Genomic DNA, 22885 nt, shown 5'->3' on the forward strand with positions numbered 1-22885 from the left:
TTGCTGCGGCAGCGCTGCTTAGCGCATGCAGCGACGGCGTATTGTCCACGCCGGCCAAGGCAGCATGCGGCAACGCCACCGTCGTGAACGCGCGTATGAGTTGCCCTCCTGGCTTCGTCCCGCCCGCCTCCTGAGTCCAGAATTCAAACTAGGTCCATCGCATGGTCACCAAAACTCGTCGAGATTTTCTGAAGCTGTCCGCCGGACTGGCTGGCGCGACAGCCGCCACCGCCCTGTTTCCCGAATCGATTCGCAAGGCGTTGGCGATCGAGCCGAATTCGGTGACCGGCACGATCCAGGACGTGCAGCACATTGTCGTGTTCATGCAGGAGAACCGCTCGTTCGACCACTATCTCGGTCACCTGAGCGGTGTGCGCGGATATAACGACCGTTTCCCCGTGACGCTGCCGAACGGCCAGCCGGTGTGGTTCCAGCCGCGTCAGGAGGATCAGACGAAGGTGATCGCGCCGTTCCGCTACGACACGACCAATCCGAACGTCAACGCGCAATGTATCGGCGGCCTGCCGCATACGTGGGCCACCACGCACGGCGCGATCGACAGCGGCCGCGCCGACAAGTGGGCCGTGCAGAAGACCAACATGACGATGGGCTACCACGTGCGCGAGGACATTCCGTTCCACTACGCGCTCGCCGACGCCTTCACCGTGTGCGACAACTACTTCTGTTCAATTCCGGGAAACACGCACCCGAACCGCATGTATTTGATGACGGGGATGGTCGACCCACTCGCCACGGGAGGCGGGCCGCTACTCGACAACACCGACTACATCGACAACCAGTTCGATACCGTCAAACTGCAGCCCTTCAACTGGACCACGTATCCCGAGCGGCTGGAAACGGCCGGCATCTCCTGGCAGATTTATCAGCAGGGCACCGGCTTCGACAATTTCACCGGCAACTACGGCACGAACATGCTGGCCTCGTTCCAGAATTTCGTAAACGCACCGGCGGGTTCGTCGTTGCAAAACCGTGGGATGAGCACACGCACGCTGACACAGTTGAAGGCCGACGTGCAGGCCGGTGCATTGCCGCAAGTGTCCTGGCTGTTGCCGCCCGCCGCGTATTCGGAGCATCCGAAGTTCACGCCGCTCTATGGCGCCAATTACATCTCGACGATCCTCGACGCACTGACGTCGAATCCCGACGTGTGGAGCAAGACCGTCCTGTTCATCATGTACGACGAGAACGACGGCTTCTTCGATCACGTGGTGCCGCCGCAGGCGCCAACGGTGCCCGGCTCCGGCATGAGCACCGTGGACATCTCGCTCGAACGGCACAACGTCGTGACCGCGACGCAGGCCGGCACGTATACCGCCGACGATCTGCCGTACGGCCTTGGGCCGCGTGTACCGATGACGGTCGTGTCGCCGTGGTCGAAGGGTGGTTTCGTCTGCTCGCAGGTGTTCGATCACACGTCGGTGCTGCAATTCATCGAAAAACGTTTCGGCGTAGTCGAGACCAATATCTCGCCGTGGCGCCGTGCCGTTTGCGGTGACCTGACCACGGCGCTCGACTTTTCGAAATCGGATTCGGCCGTGCCGTCGCTGCCGAGCACGCAAACCTACGTCGCACAGGCCGACCTGCAATGCGCGCGTTCCACGGCGCAAGCTGCGCCGGCTAGCACGGCTCAGCAGCTGGTGACGGCGCAGGAGGCGGGCACGCGGCCCGCACGGGCGTTGCCGTATGAATTGCATGTGAACGGGCAGTTGCAGTCGCAAGGGTATGCGCTGACGTTTGCGAACACCGGCACGCAGGGCGCACATTTCTGGGTGTACACGGTCGACCCGACTGCGATGCCGCGTCGCTATACCGTCGAGGCCGGCAAGCAGTTGACCGATACGTGGGCACTCGACGCGAATGGTAATTACCTGGTGAACGTCTATGGCCCGAACGGTTACTTCCGGCGCTTCGCGGGTTCGTCCACTGCAGATGCTGCTGCAAAGCCGGATGTCGTGACCTGCTACGACGTGGCCAACGGCAATGTCTACGTGACAGTGTCCAATGCTGGAACCAAGTCGCTCACGGTCACCGCGATCGACGCCGCCTATGGACAGGCGCCGCGCACGTTGACCGTGCCTGCGGCGAGTAGTGTGGAGGCGCATTGGGATCTGTCATGCAGCAGCCAGTGGTATGACTTTCAATTGACTGTTGCAGGCAATGCGGGCTGGTTGCGGCGCATTGCAGGTCACGTGGAAACAGGCCACACCAGCGTCACCGATCCGGCTGCCACTGCGCCGGTGACGAAGGCGATTTAGCCGTACGGAGTGGACATTTCTTTCAATGTCATTTCGAGCCGGCGGAAAAGTGGTAAGTCAATTTTACATTTGGCGACAAGGCGCGAAGTTCGTGAGAGGATGGCATTTCACTTTTTCTCGCGGAGGGCGAAATGGGACTCTTGGACGAAGTAGGCAAGATCGCTGGTGCAGTGGCGGCCGTTGAAGCGGCGGAAAAAGTCGATCCGGACGCAGGTCTGCTAACGAAAGGCGTTGCAGCGATTGCAGGCTTTGAAGGCGCCGGTGCATTGGAGTCGTTGGTCGAGAAGAAAGACGGCGAGAAGCAGGACGACGCCGACAACGCTCAGGCTGCAGACGGTACGAATCCTCAGACGTGATTTTTGCGCTGTGAGCGGGCCAGTCCTATTTAGGACTGGCCCGTTTTTCATGGTGACCCGGGACAGACTCTCGCGCGCAAAGCAACCATGGAAAATGATCGGCGGGATGTCGGATCGCAGCGTGATACGCCTGATCGTTGCCATCCGTCGCGTGCTTGTCGTGAGCGAATTGAATTTGAGGACGATTCTTTGACCATCTCTGCGACGCGCAGAACCCTGACGCTCGGGTTGCCGCTGCTCTTGAGCCTTCGCGTTACTCCCACACTGGCCGCAAACGCTTCTCCATTAGCCGACATCGAACGCCGCAATGATGGACGCCTTGGCGTGTTCGCTATCGATACCGGTTCAGGCCGGACCTTAGCTCATCGCGCTGACGAACGCTTTCTGATGTGCAGCACCTTTAAGGGAATGCTCGCCGCGCAGGTGCTATCGCGCGTGGATGCCGGCAATGAGGATCTTGCCCGCCGCGTGACATACACAGAGAAGGATCTGATCTTTACGTCGCCCGTGACGAAGGCACACGTTGCAGAGGGCGCGATGTCGGTCGGCGCACTGTGCCAGGCGATTGTCGAAGTGAGCGACAACACGGCGGCCGTGTTGTTGATGAGAAGCGCCGGCGGTCCTGCCGCTTTGACTCAATTCGTTCGCGGTCTCGGCGATACCGTGACGCGTTCCGATCGGTACGAACCCGAGTCGAACAAATATAACGGTGTGCTCGATACCACTACGCCTCGTTCGATCACGAACTCGGCGAGCAAAATTCTCTTGGGGAATGTTCTGAGCCCCCAATCACGTACGCAGCTGGAAAACTGGATGATTGCCTGCAAGCCGGGTTTGAACCGGCTCCGTGCTAAGTTACCGCTGGACTGGATAGCGGGTGACAGGCCCGGAACCAGCGTCGAAGAAGAAACCAACGACTATGCGATCGTTCGCCCACCCGGACGCGCGCCGCTTTTGATCGCAGCCTATTACGATGCGCCCGCGCTTGACATGCCCGCTCGGGAGGCTGTCTTGCGCGAGGTCGGCGCGGTATTCGTGAAGTGGACAGCGGATCGGGCGTGACGCGCGTCGACCCGCGCAACCCGCGAATAGACGTGATCCGCGGCGTCTCGATTCTTCCTGTCCTGTTTCACCACTTCAACATCGCGCGCCGTTTGAACAGTCGAACTGCTCGCTCATGCCAAGTTCGACGAAAACCTTCGACATCATGCCGGCGCGTCGCCACTCCAGCCATTTGATGTAACAGGTTTGCGATGGCGGAAAGCTTGCGGGGAGGCGCTGCCACTTTTCGTTATTGCGAACGATCCACAGTATGGCGTTGACGATCTCGCGCGGATCTCGCCGTGGTCGGCCAACTCTCGGTGTGGTGTCGTGGTGGAACAGGTGGGCAATGCGTTGCCAGTCTTCATCAGACAGCGGGGATTCGAACATTTTCAGATTTTAACCAATCAGTACAATCCGATTATCCCAAGTAGAGCCCATCTTCTAAATCGCGATTTCGGATGTTAAAGCGGCGCAAACCGGAGGATTGCTTTTGGCTGGATTGTGATGCTCCAGGGGCTCGGCGGATCTGCCCTCGCGCTAACGCGATTTGCCCCTAGTATTCTTTTTGGCGCTTGCGGCGCGAGGCGCATCTTTAGCCGGCAAGGCGCCGCCGCCGTTCATCTGCTCCATCCACGACAAGGCGTCGACGTACGACAGGAACTGCTGGAGATACCCAGGCGACAACTCGCGCATCAGCGAGAGCGATCGATGCACGAGGCTGCTCGAGTTGAGCGGACCGGCATTGCCCGGCGCTTTCTTTAACGACTGCCGCAGCTGTTTCTCGGATCGGACCTTGGACCAGGTTTCCCTGAAGTAGTCGAGCGCCTCCAGTTCCGGATAGGACGACGGCCGAGGCGTGACGCTGCCTGCTTTGAGGCCGTCACCGTCTGCGGGCGCATGACTGGCGATGTAGTCGATCAGTCCGGCCAGCGTGTCGCGAGCGGGTTCATCGGATGATGCCGTGGGGCCGATGTCGGTATCGGCATTAGCGTCAACCGCCTTGGACGCAGCGTGCTCGAGATCGATGGCATACGCCTCGATCAGTTTGGAGAGCTTCTCATCCAGGAGACGCCGCGCCTCGCCGCTATGATCCGCTGCCCGCCGATCCAGCGCCTCGATGAAACGAAAGCGGATGGGATCCAGGCGATCGGCGCCGCGCTCGCGCCATGCGTCGAGCGTTGCCCGGGCGCCGGCTGTCACGTCACTGGCGCCACTACTCGTATGACTCACACTACTCACGAGGCTTCACCGTTGCGCTCGAAGGCCTCGGGACCGGTGCTATTTCCACGCGTCGGTTTTTCGCCCGGCCCTGGTCGTCGGTATTCGAGCTGACGGGCTGCTGCGAGCCGAACGCGGCCGCGAATACGGACGAAGCCGGAACGCCTGCATCAATCAACGCACGGGTCACCGTCAGCGCGCGCTGGGCCGACAGCTCCCAGTTGTCGGCAAAGCGACGGTTAGCTTCCCGCACCTGCCGGTCATCAGTAAAGCCGCTCACCATCAGGATCTGGTCATTGGCCCGGAGGTAAGCGGACAGCGGCCCCGCCAGGCTCTTGAGGACGTCCCGGCCTTCGGGCTGCAATTGATCGGAGTTCAGTGCGAACAACACGCTGCCGTTGATGCCGATGCGTCCGTTGACCAGCGTGACCCGGCCCGCTGCCAACGGTCCTGCCAGCGCCTGCTCCAGGGTCTTGCGGCGCTGCGTTTCCATCTGACGCTGCTTGACCTCTTGCGCAAGGCGGGTCGAGAGTTCCAGTTGCACACCGATGACGCCCACCAGAATCAGCACGAACGCGCCCAGCAGCACCGACATCAGGTCGCCGAAGACGGGCCAGATGGGCGCCGTGGTCTCTACGCCGCCGTCGATTTCCTCGCTCATGCCGCTTCAGCCCCGATGGACGCCCGCTTGCCCGCGAGTTGCTGCAGATCTTCGACGATCTGCTTCTGCGACATCATGCTCAGGTCGATGACTTCTCGCGCCTGGGCGACGTAATAGGCCAGCTGCTCGTCACTGCGCGCGAGGGACTTGTCCAACGCGGCTTCGATACGCTGAAGATGCGCGACGAGCGTGGTGTTCGACTCGCCGAACATCTGGACGGCCGCGCCGAATGCTTCGCCGAGGCTCGCTACTTCGACGGCGCTGCCAGTGACCTGCGCGGCCACCGCGCCCAGCTTCCCGGTTTCGAGTTCGACCTTGTCGGTGAAACGGGTGCCGACACGATCCAGCAGATCCGCCGACGTGGCGACGAGCGCGTCGACGGCGGTGCGCTGTTCGGTGGACGCATGGTTCACTGCATCGAGCAGGGTCTCCAGCGTTGCTAGCAGGCGGCTACGCTCGTCCAGCATCGCGGTGTCGCGGACCATGCTGTCGGAGAGCTTCTGACGCAATTCGGCGACGACTTCGGCCGCTGCCTTGGGCGCTTCCGACGCGGCTTGCACAAGCTGGCCGATCTCGGCGATCGTGCTGCTCGCGTGCGCCTGTGTTTGGGCCGAGATGTCGCGTGCGGTTTGCGCCAGCGTGTCACAGATTTCCTGCTGCCGGCTCGCGCTGCGCGTGCCGGCCTGTTCCCATTCCTTGCTCAGCGTGGTGGCCATGGAGCCGAGTGTCTCGGTCCAGGCGGCCAGCCGCTGCTGATCTCGCGCGGCCAGTTCCGCCTGCAAGTCTGCCGCGGCCTTAGGCGCTTCTGCAGCCACTTGCACGAGCCGGTCAATCTCGGCGATCGTGCTGCTCGCATGTGCCTGGGTTTGAGCGGAGACGTCGCGTGCGGTTTGTGCCAGCACGTCGCAGATTTCCTGCTGCCGGCTCGCGCTAAGCGTGCCTGCCTGCTCCCACTCCTTGTTCAACGTAGCGGCCATCGAGCCAAGCGTCTCGGTCCAGATCGCCAATCGTTGCTGGTCTCGCGCGGCCAATTCCGTCTGCAAGTCCGTGTGCGATTGGCCTACTGCGCGTAGCAGTGACGCCGAGTGCTGCTCGAAGGTTGCAGCGGCCGCCGCCAAAGCTTGCTGATTGTGTCCCGCCAGTTTCTCGCCGACCTGTTCTTGTCGTGACAGCGCCTCGTTCCACGCGGCCGACACGCTGCCCGCCGTTGCCTCCAGCCGCGCGGCGACGCCATCCAGCAGGCCAGCCGAGCGTTGCTCGAAAGTCTCGGTGAATCGATCCAGCGACGTGCCCAGTTGCTGGGTGAGCGCCTCGTTCGATTGCTGTTGCCCCTCAAGCGCCTTGTTCCAGATGCCCGCGACAGTCGAGGTGGTCGCCTCGAAGCCAGTCGAGAGTCCATCCAACTGCCGCTGGACGGCGTGCGTGACGGTGTCGTGCATCGCGGTCGTCGCGCGCGCGAGACCCGCCAACGTGGCCGCCATGACCGGCTGCAGCGCCGCGCTGGCGGCGCGGGTGCTTTCGGCGACACTCTCCTTTAACGACTGCTCCACGGACGCAGCAAGCTGCGTATAGATGGTCTCGGCCCTGCTGTGGAAAGCGTCCTGGCTGGCGATCTGCCGCTCGTTCAAGGCGAGGCTCTGCTGCTCGATGGCCGTCATCATCGCCTGCAGACGATCGACCAGCGTGGGCATCACCTCGGCCTGCCGCTGCAGGAGCTTGAAGCTTTCCTCGCGCTGATGGGTCTGCGAGTAGATGCGCAAGGTCGTCGCGATCTTCACGTCGAGCATCTGCGCGGCATCGATCCGTTCGCGCCGGCACAACGCTGAAAGCAGTCCCAGCATCGCAGATGCGGCCACGCCGGCAATCGACGTGCCGAACGCGAAGCCCAACCCCTTGACCGGCGCACCGAGCGAATCGCGGATAGCTTGAAGGTCTGTCGCGCTTTCCAGCGCCATGCCGGTGCCCCGCAGGGTCGCCACCATGCCGAGGAGCGTGCCGAGCATGCCCAGCAACACGAGCAGACCGACCAGATACGGCGTCAGCGCCGGGCCCGGCAAGGCCACACGCTCACCCTCGACGCGCACGCGCACCGCATTGCGCAGGCTGGGATGCAAGGGCTCAAGCCAGGCGCCCAGGCTGGGCGGCGGTCCGGACAAGCCCGCGACCGCACGCGCCAGCGTGGACGTGGCCTGGCTGTAGCGCCGCAGTTCGAGCGAGCCTGCCACGTAGCAGGCGCCAATCAACAGCGTGACCGCCAACGCCAGCACATTCGAGCCGACGTAGCCGCCACCGATCCAGCACACCGCGGCCAGACCGACCAGAAAAACAACGAGATTGAGATATCTGGACATAGTGTCCCAGTTAGCGGGTGCGAAGGGCCGCAAGCAGCCCTTCGACCGGTTGTAAACGAACATCCAGTTCGGCCAGCAACACGCTCTGCATATCCTTGCGGAACGTGTTCAGCCATGCGCCGGGTGTGGCGGATGGGACGGTTGCGGCGTCCTCTGAGGCTTCGGCGTCGGCCAGCGTCTGTTGCTCCGCCTCGCGCAAACGCTCGAAGTGCCCCTTGAGCAAGCCGGGCACGGCGGCCAGCAGACTCCGCTCACGCTCGCTGAGCGCTCGCTCCATCACGGCGTCTACCACCGCGAGCCGGGCCATGGCGGGTGTTCTGGCGGCCAGCATGGCCCGCAGGCGGGCGCGCAGGGTGCCGATACCCGTCTCCATCGACTGCTGCATGGAGAGGTAGCGCTGACGAAAAACCGCATAATCGACCGGCGCATCCGCCGGGGCGCCTTGCGGGAGCGCCTGAGCCGCCGACCCGCGGCGCCTCGCAACGGCAAACACGCTGTCGCCGACGATGGCATCCGCCAACGACGCGCGCACGCGGGCGCATTCGCTCTCTTCAGCGTCGCTGGAGGCGCGTGCGCCGGCGGCGACGGCAGGCGGAGCGTTGCTCAGCGCCGAGGACAACGCGATCGCGTCGGTCCAGCCGAGCCATTGGCTTAGCCGGTCCGAAAGCGACTGGCTGGATTCGGGAACATCGACGTCCGTCAGGCGAGCAAGTATGCGAATGAGCGCCGGGCCACTGAAAGCTGTGCGCTGTGGGGCTTGCACCATACCACCAGAGTCAAAAAAGTCAGCAGTTTACACGGCGGCGGGGGGAGGGATGCAGCCCCTTAATGAACGGGCGGGGCAAGCGAGGGTTTCAGCGCGGCCAACGGGCCGATCGCGATGCGGTGATTTGGGCCGCCATGAGGGTTTTTACGAGGTTAATTGGGCGGCTTCTACACCGTCTATCGACTGAATGGTCACGGCGGTCGGCCGGCGCGATGCACCGCGCCGACGCGGTGTAGTCTCTCCCGAAAGAGGCGGCACGGCACCGCCCACGTCCGACCATTTCATCTGCCTGTCATAGCTTCGCGACTAGGATGCCCTGTCGCTTCTGTCGCACCCTGGTCCGGCACGGCACTCGCGGCGCATATCGCGCCGTGTACTCGCCGTCCGCGTTGCCGACCTTCCACCCCCATACAAAAACCCGACATGACAAACAAGAAAATCGACAAGGATTCGCCGACCGATCAGGGCGCTACCATCGTCTCGCGCCGTGGCTTTCTGAAGTTTGCGGGCGCATCGAGCCTCGCGACGGCCGCGGGCACGCTCGCGTCGGCGGCGCGGGCCGCGAACGGCGCGCCCGACGGTACGCCTGAGCAGGTCCACCTGACCTGGGGCAACGATCCGACGAGCGAGGTCACCGTGTCATGGGCGTCGCCGGCGCCGGCGGCCAATCCACAGGTGCGGTTAAGCGGCGGGGGCGGGGCGAGAGTAACGGTGCACGGCGTGCAAAGCACCTATACCGATGGCATCAACGGCGAGGTCGTGTTCACCTATCACGCACGTCTGCGTGGCCTGAAGGCAGACACGAACTACGAGTACGAGGTGAGCGCCGACAACGACAGCAACGCGGCTCAGCCCTTCACCGCGAGCTTCCGCACGGCGCCCCGCGGCCGCGCGCCATTTCGCTGGACGAGCTACGGCGATCTCGCGACGCCCAACACCGGCTGGGTCCTGTCGTCGCCGCAGAGCCGTTTCGCGGTTCAGGCCGTCGAGCGATTTCAGCCGCTGTTCCATCTGCTCAACGGCGATCTCTGCTACGCCAATCTGAACCCGACGCACCAGCCCGACGTGTGGCGCGATTTCGGCAACAACTGCCAGACCTCGGCGTCGAACCGGCCGTGGATGCCATGTCCGGGCAATCACGAGCTCGAATTCCATAACGGCGAACAGGGCCTCGCCTCGTATCTTTCGCGCTACACGCTGCCGGAGAATCACACGCGCTTCCAGGGACGCTGGTACAGCTTCCGCGTGAGTTCGGTGCTGTTCATCTCGCTCGATGCGGATGACGTGGTCTATCAGGATGCGGCTGCGTTCGTGGCCGGCCCGGCTCCCCTGGTGCCGGTGGCGAGCACCGGCAATCCGCCGATTCAGCCGGGCACGTCGCTCTATGTGCGCGGCTATAGCGAGGGCGAGCAGACCCGCTGGCTCGAGAAGACATTGCGCCGGGCGGCGGAAGACGACGAAGTCGACTGGATCATCGTGCAGATGCATCAAGACGCGCTGAGTTCGTCGAAGACCGGCAACGGCTCCGACAAGGGCATCCGCGAAGCCTGGCTGCCACTATTTGACCGCTACGGTGTCGATCTGGTGCTGTGCGGGCATGACCATGATTACGAGCGCAGCTATCCCGTGCGCGGCTGCAATCACAACAAGGGCACCGATATCGCCACGGGACGCGTGGTCGATACGTTGCAGCCGCGGCCGGTGATGTCGGCGGTGTCGTCGGGGGCATCGACGTTCGATACGAGTCACGGCACGATCCACCTGATTCTCGGCGGTGGCGGCACGAGTGCGCCGCTCGACGTGTACGGGGTGGATCTCGGAACCGGCTTACCGCAGGCGCGTATTTTCACGCGGCCGAATCGTCCGGTTGCCGGGACGACCGCAGGTACGTTTGTGCGTGCCGGCGCGGATGCCGTTGAAGATGCGGTGTGGTCGGCGCAACGGGATACCGGCACGGGCTACGGTATCGCGGTGTTTGACCATGATCCGGGCCATCCGGGTGGTGAGACCACGATAACGATGAACTACTACCACGCGCCGGGTGCGGACCAAACACCGACTCAGAACTACGAGTTGTTCGAAACAATCGAGTTGAAGAAGAAGCGTCGAGGGTAAGCTCAACGCGATTTCACGTGTCGTGATTTGAAGCCGGGCAGTGTCACTCGCAGACTAGACTCCCTTAAATAGAAACGGTAGGCTGTCAGTGCTGGTGACTCTGTTTGGCTATGCTGGTCTTGAACGACAACGTGGAGCCTGCCATGGACGTGAGCACTGAAACGCTGGTGGAACTGCTGCGGGAAGTAGAAGCCGACGACCCGATCGACTACGCGGACCTTCCATTTGGAGAGCAGGAACTCAGGCGGCTCGTCATGAGTTCACTTGTCGAGCGTCACCACCAGGTCGAAGCAGGCAACATGTCGATCTCCGATATCCACGCGCTGTATCTGCTGAGCACCGCCAAGCTCGTTCTCGAGAACACGGTGCTTCACGCGAGGCTGCTTCTGCTCCAGGGGCAGCAGGTCGACGTACGGTCACTGCTGGCGCCGTTCACCCTCAAAGGCAAACCTTAAAGGCTGCCAGGCGGTTCTGCCGGCGGCAGCGCGTCTGCACCGGCCTGGGCGACCTGCGCGTCCTGGTCGGAACGCATACCCGACACACCTATCGCGCCGACCACCGCGCCGTCGCGAAGCAGCGGAATTCCCCCATCCAGTGGTACGAGGTTAGTCATGCCGAGCAGGCGCAGGTGGAGTCCGCCTTGCGCGAGTGCGTCTTCGAAAACGCACGTGGGCCGCCGGAATCGCACGGCCGTTTCGGCCTTCTGTCTTGCAACGTCGTTACTACCGAGTTGCGCGCCGTCAAGCCGCTGCTGAAGCACCAGGTGCGCGCCGCTGTCCACAATTGCAATGACCATCGGCCAACCGTGACGCATCGCCTCCTCTTCGGCTGCGCGCGCGACCTGGCGTGCATCGGCCAGGTTGAACCGGTCGCTGTATTTCATCGGCATGCCATTCTCGTTTCGTTGGGTCATTCGTCGCCTCATTTGGTCCAGTTGGATATCAACATGGCTAGAATGTAAGGCGGCGATCAGCTCGCGCATAGCTGCGCGAGCCGTCAGAGATTCTTCCAGAAAACGAGAGAATAACGTGCATGAACAAAGACGAATATGAAGTGCTGTTGGCTATTCTCGACGAAGGAAGTCTGACAGCTGCGGCGCGGTCGCTGGGTCGAACGTTACAGTCGGTGAGCCGCGCCATTGCCGCGCTCGAGCGTGAGTTGAACTCGACCTTGTTCCATCGAACGACACGTCGTGTTGAGCCCACTGCGGCGTGCCTGAAATTCGCTGCGCGAATTCGGCCCGCGCTGGGAGAAATCGACGCAGCGCGTGACGAACTCGTCGACCAGGTCACGCAGTTGCGCGGCAGTATTCGCGTCGGCGCACCGACGGTATTCGGCGCTGAATTTGTCTCGCCGATTCTTGCGAAGTTTTTGGCAATTCACGAGTCTGTCAGAGCCGAACTCGTGCTCGCCGAGCTGTATCTCGACCTCGCGAAAGCCGACATCGATCTAGCGGTCCGCCTCGGACGTCTGCCGGATTCGACCTTACGCGCGAGACAGGTGGGCACGTTGCGACGGGTGGTGTTCGGCGCGCCGGGCTATTTTGCCGCTCGCGGTTACCCGGCTCATCCGTCCGATCTTGCCGCACACGATTGCGTCCTGCGCCAGCACGCGGAGCGTGAAACATGGACATTCAATCGGGCAGGGGGCGCTGTCCAAGTCACGGGGCGGTTCCGCTCCACAAGCGCGTTAGCGTGCAATGCGGCGGCCGCGGCTGGCGCAGGTGTCGGCCGGGCACCGATCTTTCAGGTGCAGAAGCTGCTCGACGCAGGGCAGGTCGTGACGGTGCTGGATTCGTTCGAGCCCGAACCCGTACCCGTACATCTGGTGTGGATGGCGGGCCGTCCGGTTCCGCGCCGCATCCGTGTGTTGATTGATTTTCTGGCCGCTCGCCTTGTTGCCGGAACAGGAGGAGACGCTGTCTGAGTGCCCGATGAGGAAAGATGGCCCCCTCTCTTGTCGACTGTTTGCGCATGACCGGATCAGTGCGGCACGCGCATCACTTCTCAAGTTCCGCAAACAGCCAATCCTGGAAGCTATGCAGCTTCGGCAATTCGGCGCGGGATTTCAGCAGGTTCAGCGTATAGCCGTTCACAGGGAGTCCTTCCAGACCGAACGGCGCCACCAGTCGGCCCGTTTCCAGTTCGCGCTGCGCCAGAAGCAGGCTTTCGAGGCAGACGCCCAAGCCGTCCACCGCCGCGCTGATCGCCATAAACGATCGATCGAAACGCGGACCGCGTCCGATATCGAGCCGCGTCTTGCGATATAGACGCATCCAGTCTCTCCATCCGACCAGACACCCTTCGCTATGAATCAGCGCATGGTGCGGTAAATCCGCGACGCTGCGCAGCGGATGTTCTCCAGCCATCAGCGTGGGCGAGCACAACGGCACGATCGTCTCGGGCGGTAACTCGAGCACCATCGTACCGGCCGGCTGCAGCTTTCTCGGACCGTAACGGATGTCGATATCCACCGCTTCCGAGATCAGATCCACCGCCTCTGAAGAGGCATTCAAGCGCACGTCGATATCCGGATGTGCCGCGCTAAAACGAGCGATGCGCGGCATCAGCCATTGAGTCGCAAAGCTGGGCGTGCAGTGGATCGTGAGGATGTCGCTCTTGGCGGCGCGCCCGATCTCGCGGGTGGCTGAGTCGATCCGCGCGAACGCCGCGGTGATTTCCTCAGCGTATTGCCGCCCGTAGTCCGTCAGGATCACCGTGCGGTGCAGCCGATGAAACAGACGAATACTCAATTGCTCTTCCAGCAGCTTGATTTGATGGCTGACGGCTGAGGGCGTGACAAACAGTTCGTCTGCTGCGAGCGCAAACGACGAGAGCCGCGCAGCGGCCTCGAATGCTTGTATCGACTTGAAGGTGACACGATTGTGCATGGCAGCATCAAGGTGAATTGAATTCATCCATTGACCCATATTAATTCGTTTGAGCGCGTGTGAGTGCGAGATTACGCTTGAGTCACTGGGATCGGCATCACAGCGGCCCCTGCCAAGAGATCCACGAGGAGACAAACAGTGACCACCAGCGAAACCGCGCCGTACGCCCAGCTCGCGGAGCACGCCTATCAGATTCGCCGCAACGCGCTGCGCATGGGCGAAGTGCAGGGGCAGGGTTATATCGGCCAGGCGCTCGATATCGCCGATGTCCTGGCCGTCGCCTACTTCCGCGCCATGCGCTATCGCGCCGACGACCCCGAATGGGAAGGCCGCGACCGCTTTCTGCTATCGAACGGTCACTACGCCATCGCGCTGTACGCCGCGCTGATCGAGGCCCGCATCATCGCCGACGAAGAACTGGAAACCTACGGCAGCGACGACAGCCGTCTGCCGATGTCCGGTATGGCGAGCTATACGCCCGGCATGGAGATGTCCGGCGGCTCGCTCGGGCAGGGACTGACGATCGCGGTGGGCCGCTGCCTGGGTCTGAAGCGCAAAGGCTCGGATGCCCGGGTCTACACGCTGTTCTCCGACGGCGAACTCGATGAAGGCGCGATCTGGGAAGGCCTGATGTCCGCGGCCCACTGGAAGCTCGACAACCTGATCGCGATGGTCGACGTCAACAACCAGCAGGCCGACGGCCCGTCGTCGAGCGTGATGGCGTTCGAGCCGCTGGTCGACAAACTCCAGGCGTTCGGCTGGTTCGTGCAACGCGTGGACGGCAACGATCTCGCCGCTGTCGTCGCCGCGTTCGATGCAGCGCATGCGCATCCGGAAGCGCAACCGCGAATCATCGTCTGCGATACGCGGATGGGGTGTGGCGTGCCGTTCCTCGAAGCGCGCGAAAAAAATCACTTTATCCGCGTCGATGCGCACGAGTGGCAACTCGCGCTGCAGGCGCTCGAAGCCGGGAGAACCGTATGAGCGCCGCCGTACCGAAACCGCGTCTGAAAACGTCGGCGATGATCGCCTCGATCGCCGGTGAAGGGCAGATCACCCGCTCGGCCCCGTTCGGCCACGCCCTGGTGGAACTGGCGCGCAACCGCCCCGAAGTGGTCGGCATGACCGCCGATCTCGGCAAGTACACGGACCTGCATCTGTTCGCGAAGGAATACCCGGAGCGCTACTACCAGATGGGCATGGCCGAGCAACTGCTGATGGGCGCCGCGGCCGGCATGGCGCACGAAGGCGCGCAGCCGTTCGTCACCACGTACGCCGTGTTCGCCGCGCGCCGTGCCTACGATTTCATCCATCAGGCGATTGCCGAGGACAACCTCGACGTCAAGATCGTCTGCGCGTTGCCTGGCCTCACGACCGGCTACGGTCCGAGCCACCAGGCGGCGGAAGACCTCGCCCTGTTCCGCGCGATGCCGAATCTCACGGTGATCGACCCGTGCGACGCCATCGAAATCGAGCAGATGGTGCCGGCCATCGCCGACCATCGCGGGCCCGTGTATGCACGACTGTTGCGCGGCAACGTGCCGGTCGTACTCGACGAATACGACTATCAGTTCGAACTCGGCAAAGCGAAGCTGCTACGCGACGGCGCCGAGGTGCTGATCATCTCGTCCGGGATCATGACGATGCGTGCGCTGGAAACGGCGAAGGCGCTGGCTGCCGATCGCATTGACGTGGGCGTGCTGCACGTGCCGACCATCAAGCCGCTCGACACCGCCACGCTGCTGCGCGAAGCCCGCCGGTCCGGCCGCCTTGTCGTGGTGGCGGAGAACCATACGGTGATCGGCGGGCTGGGCGAAGCGGTGGCGGCGGTGCTATTGACCAATGGCGTCACGCCGCCGTTCCGTCAGATCGGCTTGCCCGACGCGTTTCTCGACGCGGGTGCGCTGCCGACCTTGCACGACCGCTACGGAATTTCCACCGAGGCAATGTGCGACACGATCAAAGGCTGGCTGCGGTAAAGGTTCATCAAGGCTGGTAAGCGCCGCATACACGCGTACTTACCGATAGCAAACAATTTAGCAAACCATAAGCTTCATATTCAGGAGATCCGCATCATGTCAGAGTCACGTCTACTCGACGGCAAGGTCGCCGTCATTTCCGGCGGCGCGTCGCCGCGCGGCATCGGTATGGCGACCGCCCGCATGTTCGCGGCGCACGGCGCACGCATCGCCATTTTCGATCTCGACGAAAATGCCGCGGTCGAAGCCGCGGCGTCGATTGGGCCCGAACATCGTGGCTATGTATGCAATGTGACCGACCGTGGCGCCTGCCAGGCTGCTGTCGAACGCACCGTCGCCGATTTTGGTTCGATCGATATCCTGATCAACAACGCCGGCATTACCCAGGCTGCCAAGCTGCTCGAGATCGATCCGGAAAGCTGGGACCGTATTCTCGACGTCAATCTGCGCGGCGTGTTGTATCTGTCGCAAGCGGTCGTCCCGCAGATGAAGAAGCAGAAGAGCGGCTCGATCGGCTGCATGTCGTCAGTATCGGCGCAGCGCGGCGGCGGCATTCTCGGCGGCCCGCATTACTCGGCGGCGAAAGCCGGTGTGCTGGGCCTTGCCAAAGCGATGGCGCGTGAACTCGGCAACGACGGCATTCGCGTGAACTGCGTGACGCCGGGTCTGATCCAGACCGACATCAACGCAGGCAAGATCAGCGACGACAAGCGCGGCGAAATTCTCGCGGGCATTCCGCTCAATCGTCTGGGCGTACCCGACGATGTGGCCGGCGCCTTCCTGTTCCTCGCATCGAACCTGTCGTCGTATATTACCGGCGCGGTGATCGATGTGAACGGTGGAATGCTGATTCACGGCTGACGCCAGACGGCAGGACGGGCCGTCAGGCGGGGGGCCGGCGGCGGCAATGGGGACCACGTAGTAGAGAACAGACGATCGCGGCGAGCAACACGTGCAGCCGCCGCGGTTCAGATTCTAAAAACATAACGACGCGCGATCCAGAATTGGAGGAAGACACCATGACAACCCGTTCGAACGCCCCGCAGGGCATCAGCCGCCGCACCTTTCTGAAGGCCGGCGCGACCTTATCCGCCGCCGCACCGTTATGGAGCATCTCGCGAAGCGCGATGGCGGCCCCCGAGTTTTCGTACAAACTCGCAACCGGCCAGGACCCGACACATCCGGTCAACATTCGCGCACAGGAGGCGATCAATCGCATTCGCGAAGCGACCAAGGGCCGCCTCGATATCAAACTCTTTCCGCAGAATCAGCTCGGCTCCGATACCGATCTGCTGTCGCAGGTGCGCAATGGCGGCGTCGAGTTCTTCAATCAGGCCTCGTCGATTCTGGCGACGCTGACGCCCGCCGCGGGCATCGTCAATACCGGCTTCGCGTTCAAGGACTACGACGCGGTCTGGAAGGCGATGGACGGCGATCTCGGCAACTACATCCGCGCGCAGATCGGCAAGTCGGGCCTGGTATCTGTGAGCAAGGTGTGGGACAACGGCTTCCGGCAGATCAGTTCATCGACTCGAGCACTGCGCGCGCCGGCTGATCTGAAAGGCTTCAAGATTCGCGTGCCGCAAGCGCCGATGCTGACCTCACTCTTCAAAGCGCTCGACGCCGGCCCCGCGCCGATCAACTTCAACGAGCTGTATTCGGCCTTGCAAACCGGTGTGGTGGAAGGTCAGGAAAACCCGCTGCCAATCATCGCGACGGCCAAGCTCTATGAAGTGCAGAAGTACATCAGCCTCACGTCGCACGTGTGGGACGGTTACTGGATTCTCGGCAATCGCGCTGCTTGGGAGCGTCTGCCTGCGGATATTCGCGCGATCGTCACGCGTGAATTCGAAAGCGCAGCGATGCTGCAACGCGCGGATATTGCCAGGCTCAGCCTCTCGCTGCGCGACGACCTGAAAAAGAAGGGCATTACCTTTATCGATGTCGACCGGGACGCTTTCCGTGGCGCGCTGGCCAAGACGAGCTTCTATCACGACTGGAAAGCCAAGTACGGCGACGAGGCGTGGGGGCTGATGGAGAAGTCCGTCGGAAAACTGGGGTAATGCGATGATCTCAATCTCCTATTCGCACGAGCGGCAGCATCGGTTCGCCTGTGCGCTCGACTCCGCCCTCGGCCATCTGGTGGAGATTCCCGCTGCGTTGCTGGTGCTCGCGGAAATCGTCGTGCTGCTGGCTGGCGTGACGAGCCGCTATCTGCTGCACGCGCCGCTCGTGTGGTCCGATGAACTCGCGTCGATGCTGTTCCTGTGGCTCGCCATGCTTGGTGCCGTGATCGCGTTGCGGCGCGGCGAGCATATGCGGATGACAGCGCTGGTCGGCATGGCGCCGCCAGGTGTGCGCGCCTTTCTCGACGTGGTCGCGATCGCCGCGCCGATCGCGTTCCTCGCGATGGTGATCGGTCCGGCGATCAGCTTCGCGCAGGACGAATCGTTCATCACGACGCCGGCACTCGAATTGTCGAACTCGTGGCGCGCCGCTGCCTTGCCGGTTGGTTCGGCGCTGATGCTGCTGGTCGCGGTGGTGCGGCTCGCCCGCATGGGCAACTGGCGCCTGACGCTCGCTGCGATTGCAACGGTCGGCGCGCTGGCCGGCATCTTCATTGCACTCGGCCCGCTGCTGCGCGATCTCGGCAATATCAACCTGCTGATCTTCTTTGTCGGCCTGGTCGCGCTCGGTGTGCTGAGCGGCGTGCCGATTGCCTTCTCGTTTGGACTCGCCACCTTCGGCTATCTTGCGCTGACCACGAATACGCCGATGCCGGTGGTGGTCGGCCGGATGGATGAGGGCATGTCGCATCTGATCCTGCTTTCGGTGCCGCTCTTTGTGTTTCTCGGGCAGTTGATCGAGATGACCGGCATGGCCGCGGCGATGATCGCGTTTCTCGCTAGCTTGCTGGGTCACGTGCGCGGCGGACTGTCCTATGTGCTGGTCGGCGCGATGTATCTGGTGTCGGGCATTTCGGGCTCGAAAGCTGCGGACATGGCGGCGGTTGCGCCGGTGCTGTTTCCCGAGATGAAAGCGCGCGGTGCGAAGCCCGGCGATCTGGTCGCGCTGCTGGCCGCGACCGGCGCGCAGACCGAGACGATTCCGCCGAGCCTCGTGCTGATTACGCTCGGTTCCGTGACCGGCGTGTCGATCTCAGCGCTCTTCACGGGCGGCATGCTGCCGGGCATCGTGCTGGCGATCACCTTGTGCATCGTTGTGCAGTGGCGTTATCGGCGCGAAGACATGTCGGGCGTCAAGCGTGCGACGGGCGTCGAGATTCTGCGCAAGTTCGTCATCGCGTTTCCTGCGATTGCGTTGCCGTTCGTGATTCGCGCCGCGGTGGTCGAAGGTATTGCAACGGCGACGGAAGTCTCGACCATCGGTATTGCGTACGCGGTGCTGGCGGGTTTGCTGATCTATCGCCGTTTCGAGTGGAAGCGGCTCAAGCCGATGCTGATCGACACCGCAACGTTGTCGGGCGCGATTCTGCTGATTATCGGCGCGGCGACGAGCATGGCGTGGGCGTTGACGCAATCGGGCTTCTCAGGACAGCTCGCGCAGACGCTCGGCGCACTGCCTGGCGGCGCGGCGATGTTCATGGCGGCATCCATCTGTGTGTTCGTGATTCTCGGCAGCGTGCTCGAAGGCATTCCGGCGATCGTGCTGTTCGGCCCGCTGATGTTCCCGATCGCGCGGCAGATGGGCATTCACGATGTGCACTACGCGATGGTGGTGATCCTCTCGATGGGCGTGGGCTTGTTCGCGCCGCCGTTCGGCGTGGGTTATTACTCGGCCTGCGCGGTGAGCCGCATTCATCCCGACGAAGGCATGAAGCCGATTCTTGGCTACATCGCAGCGCTGATGGCTGGGTTGATTATCGTCGCCGCGGTGCCGTGGATTTCGACAGGTTTCCTGCATTGACCCGCTGACGTATGAGGCTGCGCGGTGCCGCCTCATACGAAGTTCTTCCGCCTGATCCGATCCGATTCGTTTTGATTGCCGCCGCCCTGCATGCCGGGGCGGCGTAGAGGAGCCTTTTGTCATGTCCACCACTGAAGCTCAGTCTGCTGCACCGATTGCTTCGCTTACGCCATCGACTTCACTATCGGCCGCAGCGACGCAAACTCAATCTCGTCAGCAACGGCCGCAATTGCCGTTGGCCGACGCGATCCGCTTCCTCTCCATCGATTCGATTCTGCGGGCGGGTGAAGGCCATCAGGGCGTGCCGCTCGGCATGGCCGAAGTCGCGACGGCGTTGTTCACCCGGCACCTGAAATTCAATCCCGCCGACCCAACCTGGCCCGACCGCGACCGCTTCGTGCTGTCCAACGGCCACGGTTCGTTGCTGCTGTATTCGCTGTTGTATCTGACTGGCTATGCGGCGATCGGGCTTGACCAGCTCAAGACCTTCCGCGAACTGGGTTCGCATTGCGCGGGGCATCCCGAGTACGAGCCGGCGCATGGTATCGAGGCGACCACCGGTCCGCTGGGGCAAGGCATTGCCAACGCGTTTGGCATGGCCATCGCCGAAGCGTATCTCGCGGCGAATTTCGGCCGCGAGCTGGTCGATCACTACACGTATGCGTTCGTCGGCGACGGCTGTCTTCAGGAGGGCATCGGTCAGGAAATGATTTCGCTGGCCGGCCATCTGCGGCTTGGCAAACTGATCCTCTGCTGGGATGACAACCAGATCACCGACGACGGCAGCACCTCGCTCTCCATCAGCGAGGACGTCTGCGCGCGATTTCGCGTTGCCGGTTGGCAGGTGATCGAAGTCGACGGCCACGATCTAGAAGCGGTCAGCGCGGCGTTGACAATTGCGCGCGCCGATCCGCGGCCGTCGATGATCGCGTGCAAGACGGTTATCGGCCGCGGTATCGCGCGCTTGCAAGGACAGCGCGGCGGCCATAGCGGCAAGCTGTTCCAGGCGGATGCCGACGCGGCGCGCGCACAACTCGGCTGGCCGCACGCACCGTTCGACATGCCCGCCGATGTCCTGGGCGCATGGCGCGAAGCGGGCCGACGCAGTAGTGAGGAATACAACGCGTGGCACGCGCGCCTTGCCGCGTTGCCGGACGCTCAGTGCGCCGAGTTCGAACGGGTCATGGCGGGTGGCTTGCCGGAAGGCTGGCGTGACGTGCTCGACGCTTACCGAAAGCGTGCCGTGGAACGCGACGAACCGCAGCCTGGCATCACCGTGTCCGGCGAGATCAGCGATCTGTTCGCGCCGCTGCTGCCTGAACGCATGGTGGGTTGCGCCGATCTCGAGGCGCCTACGGGCCACAAACGCCAGTTGCACGCTTTCACCGCCGACGACCACAGCGGCGCGTACGTCCACTGCGGTGTGCGCGAGCATCTGATGGGTGCGATGGCTAACGGCATGGCTGCGCACGGCGGCATCGTCGCGACCAGCGTCACGTATCTGGCGTTCTCCGACTATCAGCGCCCGGCGATGCGCATGGCCGCGCTGATGGGCTTGCCGGTGCACTACGTGTTCAGCCACGACTCGATCGGCGTGGGCAAAAACGGGCCGACGCATCAGCCCGTCGAGATACTTGCCTCGTTACGCGCGATGCCGAATATGCGCGTGCTGCGTCCCGCGGATGCGGTGGAGGCTGCCGAGTGCTGGGCGCTTGCGCTCGAGCATCGGCACGGGCCGAGTACGTTGATTTTTGCAAGGCAGGCGTTGCCGCTGGTGCGCCGCGAATATAGCGCCGATTCGTTGTCGCGTCGCGGTGCCTATGTGCTGGCCGAAGCGGAGGGTGGCGCGCGTGTCGTGACCTTGCTGGCCACCGGCTCTGAGGTCGCGCTGGCGTTGCAGGCGCGCGTTCAGTTACAGGAAGAGGGCATTGCGACCGCCGTGGTGTCGATGCCATGTTGGGAAATCTTCGATGAGCAGGACGCTGACTATCGCGCGGCGGTTTTGGGTCCAAACACAGTACGCGTCGGTATCGAGGCGGCGCTGCGTTTCGGCTGGGACCGCTATCTGGGCGAGCGCGGTGGTTTCGTCGGGATGACGGGCTTCGGTGCTTCGGCTTCCGCAGAGACGTTGTACGAGCACTTCGGTATCACGGCGCAGCATGTCGTGGCCGAAGCAAAGCGGCATCTGTAAATCAACCAGGACATGAGCATGCATAAGATCGCCTTTCTCGACCGCGCCACGCTTGCGCCGCAAATCGTGTTGCGCGAACCGCGCTTCGATCATCAGTTGATCGAATATGAAAACACGTCGCCTGAGCAGGTGTTGCAGCGGCTCGCCGGGGTGTCGATCGCGATCACCAACAAGGTGGCGCTGACGCAGGACGTGCTCGCTCAATTGCCCGATCTGAAGCTTATCGCAATCGCCGCCACGGGCACCGATTGCGTCGACAAAGCGGCTTGCCAGCGGCTCGGCATTGCCGTGTGCAATATTCGCGGCTATGCGATCAATACCGTGCCCGAGCACACCTTCGCACTGATACTCGCGCTGCGGCGCAATCTGATCGCGTATCGCGATGACGTGCTCGCCGGCGAGTGGCAGAAGTCCGGCCAATTCTGTTTCTTTACGCACGCGATTCACGATCTGGCCGGCGCGCGTCTTGGCATCATTGGTGAAGGCGTGCTCGGTCAGCGTGTCGCGGAAATCGGCAAAGCCTTCGGCATGCAGCCGATGTTCGCCGCGCACAAAGGGCGTGACGGTTTGGGTCCGCTTTACACACCGTGGGACGAGGTGCTCGCGACCAGCGACATCATCACCGTGCACAGTCCGCTTACACCGAACACGCGGAACATGCTGGCCATGCCCGAGTTCCGCGCGATGAAAAGAAAGCCCTTGATCATCAACACGGCGCGCGGCGGCCTGGTCGATGAAGGCGCATTGGTGCAGGCGCTTGACGAAGGTTTGATCAGCGGTGCGGGTTTCGATGTGACCGCAAGCGAGCCGCCTCCTGAGGACAATCCGCTGATGCGTGCGGCCGGTCGCCCGAACGTCATTCTGACGCCGCATGTTGCATGGGCGTCGGACGAGGCGCAGCAGTGTCTTGCCGATCAATTAATGGACAACATTGAAAACTTCGTAAACGGTGTGCCGACCAATCTGGTGCAAGGGGCATATTGATTGACAGCGCATGCGGTATCACGCTGCGTGCGGATCGTCGGACAAATCGCGTGCACATCGATCGCAAACAGAACTAGCTCATTGCCGACAAAAATCTGACCGCTCCGGACGAGAAAATTGCCTCTCG

The 22885-nt window shown here is 62.7% G+C and carries 20 protein-coding genes; 13 read left to right on the forward strand and 7 right to left on the reverse strand.

Going from position 1 to position 22885, the window contains the following annotated elements:
• The first annotated feature begins 161 nt into the window (after positions 1 to 161).
• From PQQ86_RS21640 to bla, 3 genes are all read left to right on the forward strand, one after another.
• Positions 162 to 2276, forward strand: a complete 2115-nt coding sequence (locus PQQ86_RS21640) for a phosphocholine-specific phospholipase C (RefSeq protein WP_408271395.1) — start codon at positions 162 to 164, stop codon at positions 2274 to 2276.
• A gap of 131 nt (positions 2277 to 2407) precedes the next feature.
• Complete coding sequence (locus PQQ86_RS21645; protein ID WP_408271396.1) at positions 2408 to 2632, forward strand: hypothetical protein; 225 nt, start codon at positions 2408 to 2410, stop codon at positions 2630 to 2632.
• Between the two features lie 87 nt (positions 2633 to 2719).
• Positions 2720 to 3694: a class A beta-lactamase gene (bla, locus tag PQQ86_RS21650; protein WP_408271399.1), complete on the forward strand. Its 975-nt coding sequence runs from the start codon at positions 2720 to 2722 to the stop codon at positions 3692 to 3694.
• Between the two features lie 75 nt (positions 3695 to 3769).
• Here bla and PQQ86_RS21655 read toward each other — a convergent pair whose 3' ends face one another.
• The 5 genes from PQQ86_RS21655 to PQQ86_RS21675 form a co-directional block, all read right to left on the reverse strand.
• A complete protein-coding gene (locus tag PQQ86_RS21655; protein ID WP_408271402.1) occupies positions 3770 to 4063 on the reverse strand; it encodes a transposase in 294 nt (97 codons plus the stop codon).
• A gap of 150 nt (positions 4064 to 4213) precedes the next feature.
• On the reverse strand, positions 4214 to 4915 hold the full coding sequence (locus tag PQQ86_RS21660) for a DUF2894 domain-containing protein (RefSeq protein WP_408271405.1): 702 nt from the start codon (positions 4913 to 4915) through the stop codon (positions 4214 to 4216).
• Positions 4908 to 5555, reverse strand: coding sequence for an OmpA family protein (locus PQQ86_RS21665; RefSeq protein WP_408271408.1), 648 nt, complete (start codon positions 5553 to 5555; stop codon positions 4908 to 4910). The genes PQQ86_RS21660 and PQQ86_RS21665 overlap by 8 nt, the downstream gene beginning before the upstream one ends.
• Positions 5552 to 7906, reverse strand: a complete 2355-nt coding sequence (locus PQQ86_RS21670; protein WP_408271410.1) for a DUF802 domain-containing protein — start codon at positions 7904 to 7906, stop codon at positions 5552 to 5554. The genes PQQ86_RS21665 and PQQ86_RS21670 overlap by 4 nt, the downstream gene beginning before the upstream one ends.
• Positions 7907 to 7916: 10 nt before the next feature.
• Complete coding sequence (locus PQQ86_RS21675) at positions 7917 to 8672, reverse strand: DUF3348 domain-containing protein (protein WP_408271413.1); 756 nt, start codon at positions 8670 to 8672, stop codon at positions 7917 to 7919.
• 423 nt (positions 8673 to 9095) lie between these two features.
• Here PQQ86_RS21675 and PQQ86_RS21680 point away from each other — a divergent pair, with 423 nt between their 5' ends.
• Together PQQ86_RS21680 and PQQ86_RS21685 are read left to right on the forward strand one after the other, a co-directional pair.
• Positions 9096 to 10787, forward strand: coding sequence for a purple acid phosphatase family protein (locus PQQ86_RS21680; RefSeq protein WP_408271415.1), 1692 nt, complete (start codon positions 9096 to 9098; stop codon positions 10785 to 10787).
• A gap of 143 nt (positions 10788 to 10930) precedes the next feature.
• The gene (locus PQQ86_RS21685; RefSeq protein WP_154567003.1) at positions 10931 to 11242 is read left to right on the forward strand and encodes a hypothetical protein; all 312 of its coding nucleotides are present in this window, start codon (positions 10931 to 10933) and stop codon (positions 11240 to 11242) included.
• Here the strand turns inward: PQQ86_RS21685 and PQQ86_RS21690 are convergent.
• Positions 11239 to 11700 carry a GlcG/HbpS family heme-binding protein gene (locus tag PQQ86_RS21690; protein WP_408271418.1) on the reverse strand — a complete coding sequence of 154 codons (462 nt, stop codon included), beginning with the start codon at positions 11698 to 11700 and terminating at the stop codon, positions 11239 to 11241. The genes PQQ86_RS21685 and PQQ86_RS21690 overlap by 4 nt on opposite strands.
• Before the next feature lie 119 nt (positions 11701 to 11819).
• On the opposite strand from PQQ86_RS21690, the gene PQQ86_RS21695 reads away from it, so the two are divergent.
• Positions 11820 to 12713, forward strand: coding sequence for a LysR family transcriptional regulator (locus PQQ86_RS21695; RefSeq protein ID WP_408271421.1), 894 nt, complete (start codon positions 11820 to 11822; stop codon positions 12711 to 12713).
• Between the two features lie 73 nt (positions 12714 to 12786).
• Here PQQ86_RS21695 and gcvA read toward each other — a convergent pair whose 3' ends face one another.
• Positions 12787 to 13677 (reverse strand): transcriptional regulator GcvA, encoded by an 891-nt coding sequence (gene gcvA / locus PQQ86_RS21700; RefSeq protein WP_408271424.1) that lies wholly within the window; start codon positions 13675 to 13677, stop codon positions 12787 to 12789.
• Between the two features lie 138 nt (positions 13678 to 13815).
• On the opposite strand from gcvA, the gene PQQ86_RS21705 reads away from it, so the two are divergent.
• The 7 genes from PQQ86_RS21705 (at position 13816) to PQQ86_RS21735 (ending at position 22758) form a co-directional block, all read left to right on the forward strand.
• Positions 13816 to 14661, forward strand: coding sequence for a transketolase (locus tag PQQ86_RS21705; RefSeq protein WP_266241059.1), 846 nt, complete (start codon positions 13816 to 13818; stop codon positions 14659 to 14661).
• Complete coding sequence (locus PQQ86_RS21710) at positions 14658 to 15656, forward strand: transketolase family protein (RefSeq protein WP_200620653.1); 999 nt, start codon at positions 14658 to 14660, stop codon at positions 15654 to 15656. The genes PQQ86_RS21705 and PQQ86_RS21710 overlap by 4 nt, the downstream gene beginning before the upstream one ends.
• A 96-nt stretch (positions 15657 to 15752) precedes the next feature.
• Positions 15753 to 16517 (forward strand): SDR family NAD(P)-dependent oxidoreductase, encoded by a 765-nt coding sequence (locus tag PQQ86_RS21715; protein WP_054033623.1) that lies wholly within the window; start codon positions 15753 to 15755, stop codon positions 16515 to 16517.
• 158 nt (positions 16518 to 16675) lie between these two features.
• Positions 16676 to 17719 carry a TRAP transporter substrate-binding protein gene (locus tag PQQ86_RS21720; protein WP_054034227.1) on the forward strand — a complete coding sequence of 348 codons (1044 nt, stop codon included), beginning with the start codon at positions 16676 to 16678 and terminating at the stop codon, positions 17717 to 17719.
• Positions 17720 to 17723: 4 nt separating this feature from the next.
• Positions 17724 to 19583: a TRAP transporter large permease gene (locus PQQ86_RS21725; RefSeq protein ID WP_408271430.1), complete on the forward strand. Its 1860-nt coding sequence runs from the start codon at positions 17724 to 17726 to the stop codon at positions 19581 to 19583.
• Between the two features lie 121 nt (positions 19584 to 19704).
• Positions 19705 to 21774 (forward strand): transketolase, encoded by a 2070-nt coding sequence (gene tkt, locus PQQ86_RS21730; protein ID WP_408271432.1) that lies wholly within the window; start codon positions 19705 to 19707, stop codon positions 21772 to 21774.
• An 18-nt stretch (positions 21775 to 21792) separates the two neighbouring features.
• Entirely contained in the window at positions 21793 to 22758 is a 966-nt protein-coding gene (locus PQQ86_RS21735; RefSeq protein WP_408271435.1) for a D-2-hydroxyacid dehydrogenase, read from the forward strand.
• The last annotated feature ends 127 nt before the right edge of the window (positions 22759 to 22885 follow it).

It is taken from the genome of Paraburkholderia sediminicola (genome assembly GCF_046026675.1).
Classification (GTDB): Bacteria; Pseudomonadota; Gammaproteobacteria; order Burkholderiales; family Burkholderiaceae; genus Paraburkholderia; species Paraburkholderia sediminicola_F.

Bases quoted from the DNA above. Each gene is read 5' to 3' on its own strand.
- PQQ86_RS21695 (WP_408271421.1), top strand. From the start codon at position 11,820: ATGAACAAAGACGAATATGAAGTGCTGTTGGCTATTCTCGACGAAGGA.
- PQQ86_RS21670 (WP_408271410.1), bottom strand. From the start codon at position 7,906: ATGTCCAGATATCTCAATCTCGTTGTTTTTCTGGTCGGTCTGGCCGCG.
- bla (WP_408271399.1), top strand. From the start codon at position 2,720: ATGGAAAATGATCGGCGGGATGTCGGATCGCAGCGTGATACGCCTGAT.
- PQQ86_RS21735 (WP_408271435.1), top strand. From the start codon at position 21,793: ATGCATAAGATCGCCTTTCTCGACCGCGCCACGCTTGCGCCGCAAATC.
- PQQ86_RS21710 (WP_200620653.1), top strand. From the start codon at position 14,658: ATGAGCGCCGCCGTACCGAAACCGCGTCTGAAAACGTCGGCGATGATC.
- gcvA (WP_408271424.1), bottom strand. From the start codon at position 13,677: ATGCACAATCGTGTCACCTTCAAGTCGATACAAGCATTCGAGGCCGCT.
- PQQ86_RS21725 (WP_408271430.1), top strand. From the start codon at position 17,724: ATGATCTCAATCTCCTATTCGCACGAGCGGCAGCATCGGTTCGCCTGT.
- PQQ86_RS21655 (WP_408271402.1), bottom strand. From the start codon at position 4,063: ATGTTCGAATCCCCGCTGTCTGATGAAGACTGGCAACGCATTGCCCAC.
- PQQ86_RS21715 (WP_054033623.1), top strand. From the start codon at position 15,753: ATGTCAGAGTCACGTCTACTCGACGGCAAGGTCGCCGTCATTTCCGGC.
- PQQ86_RS21720 (WP_054034227.1), top strand. From the start codon at position 16,676: ATGACAACCCGTTCGAACGCCCCGCAGGGCATCAGCCGCCGCACCTTT.
- PQQ86_RS21645 (WP_408271396.1), top strand. From the start codon at position 2,408: ATGGGACTCTTGGACGAAGTAGGCAAGATCGCTGGTGCAGTGGCGGCC.
- tkt (WP_408271432.1), top strand. From the start codon at position 19,705: ATGTCCACCACTGAAGCTCAGTCTGCTGCACCGATTGCTTCGCTTACG.
- PQQ86_RS21685 (WP_154567003.1), top strand. From the start codon at position 10,931: ATGGACGTGAGCACTGAAACGCTGGTGGAACTGCTGCGGGAAGTAGAA.
- PQQ86_RS21680 (WP_408271415.1), top strand. From the start codon at position 9,096: ATGACAAACAAGAAAATCGACAAGGATTCGCCGACCGATCAGGGCGCT.
- PQQ86_RS21675 (WP_408271413.1), bottom strand. From the start codon at position 8,672: ATGGTGCAAGCCCCACAGCGCACAGCTTTCAGTGGCCCGGCGCTCATT.
- PQQ86_RS21690 (WP_408271418.1), bottom strand. From the start codon at position 11,700: ATGACCCAACGAAACGAGAATGGCATGCCGATGAAATACAGCGACCGG.
- PQQ86_RS21665 (WP_408271408.1), bottom strand. From the start codon at position 5,555: ATGAGCGAGGAAATCGACGGCGGCGTAGAGACCACGGCGCCCATCTGG.
- PQQ86_RS21640 (WP_408271395.1), top strand. From the start codon at position 162: ATGGTCACCAAAACTCGTCGAGATTTTCTGAAGCTGTCCGCCGGACTG.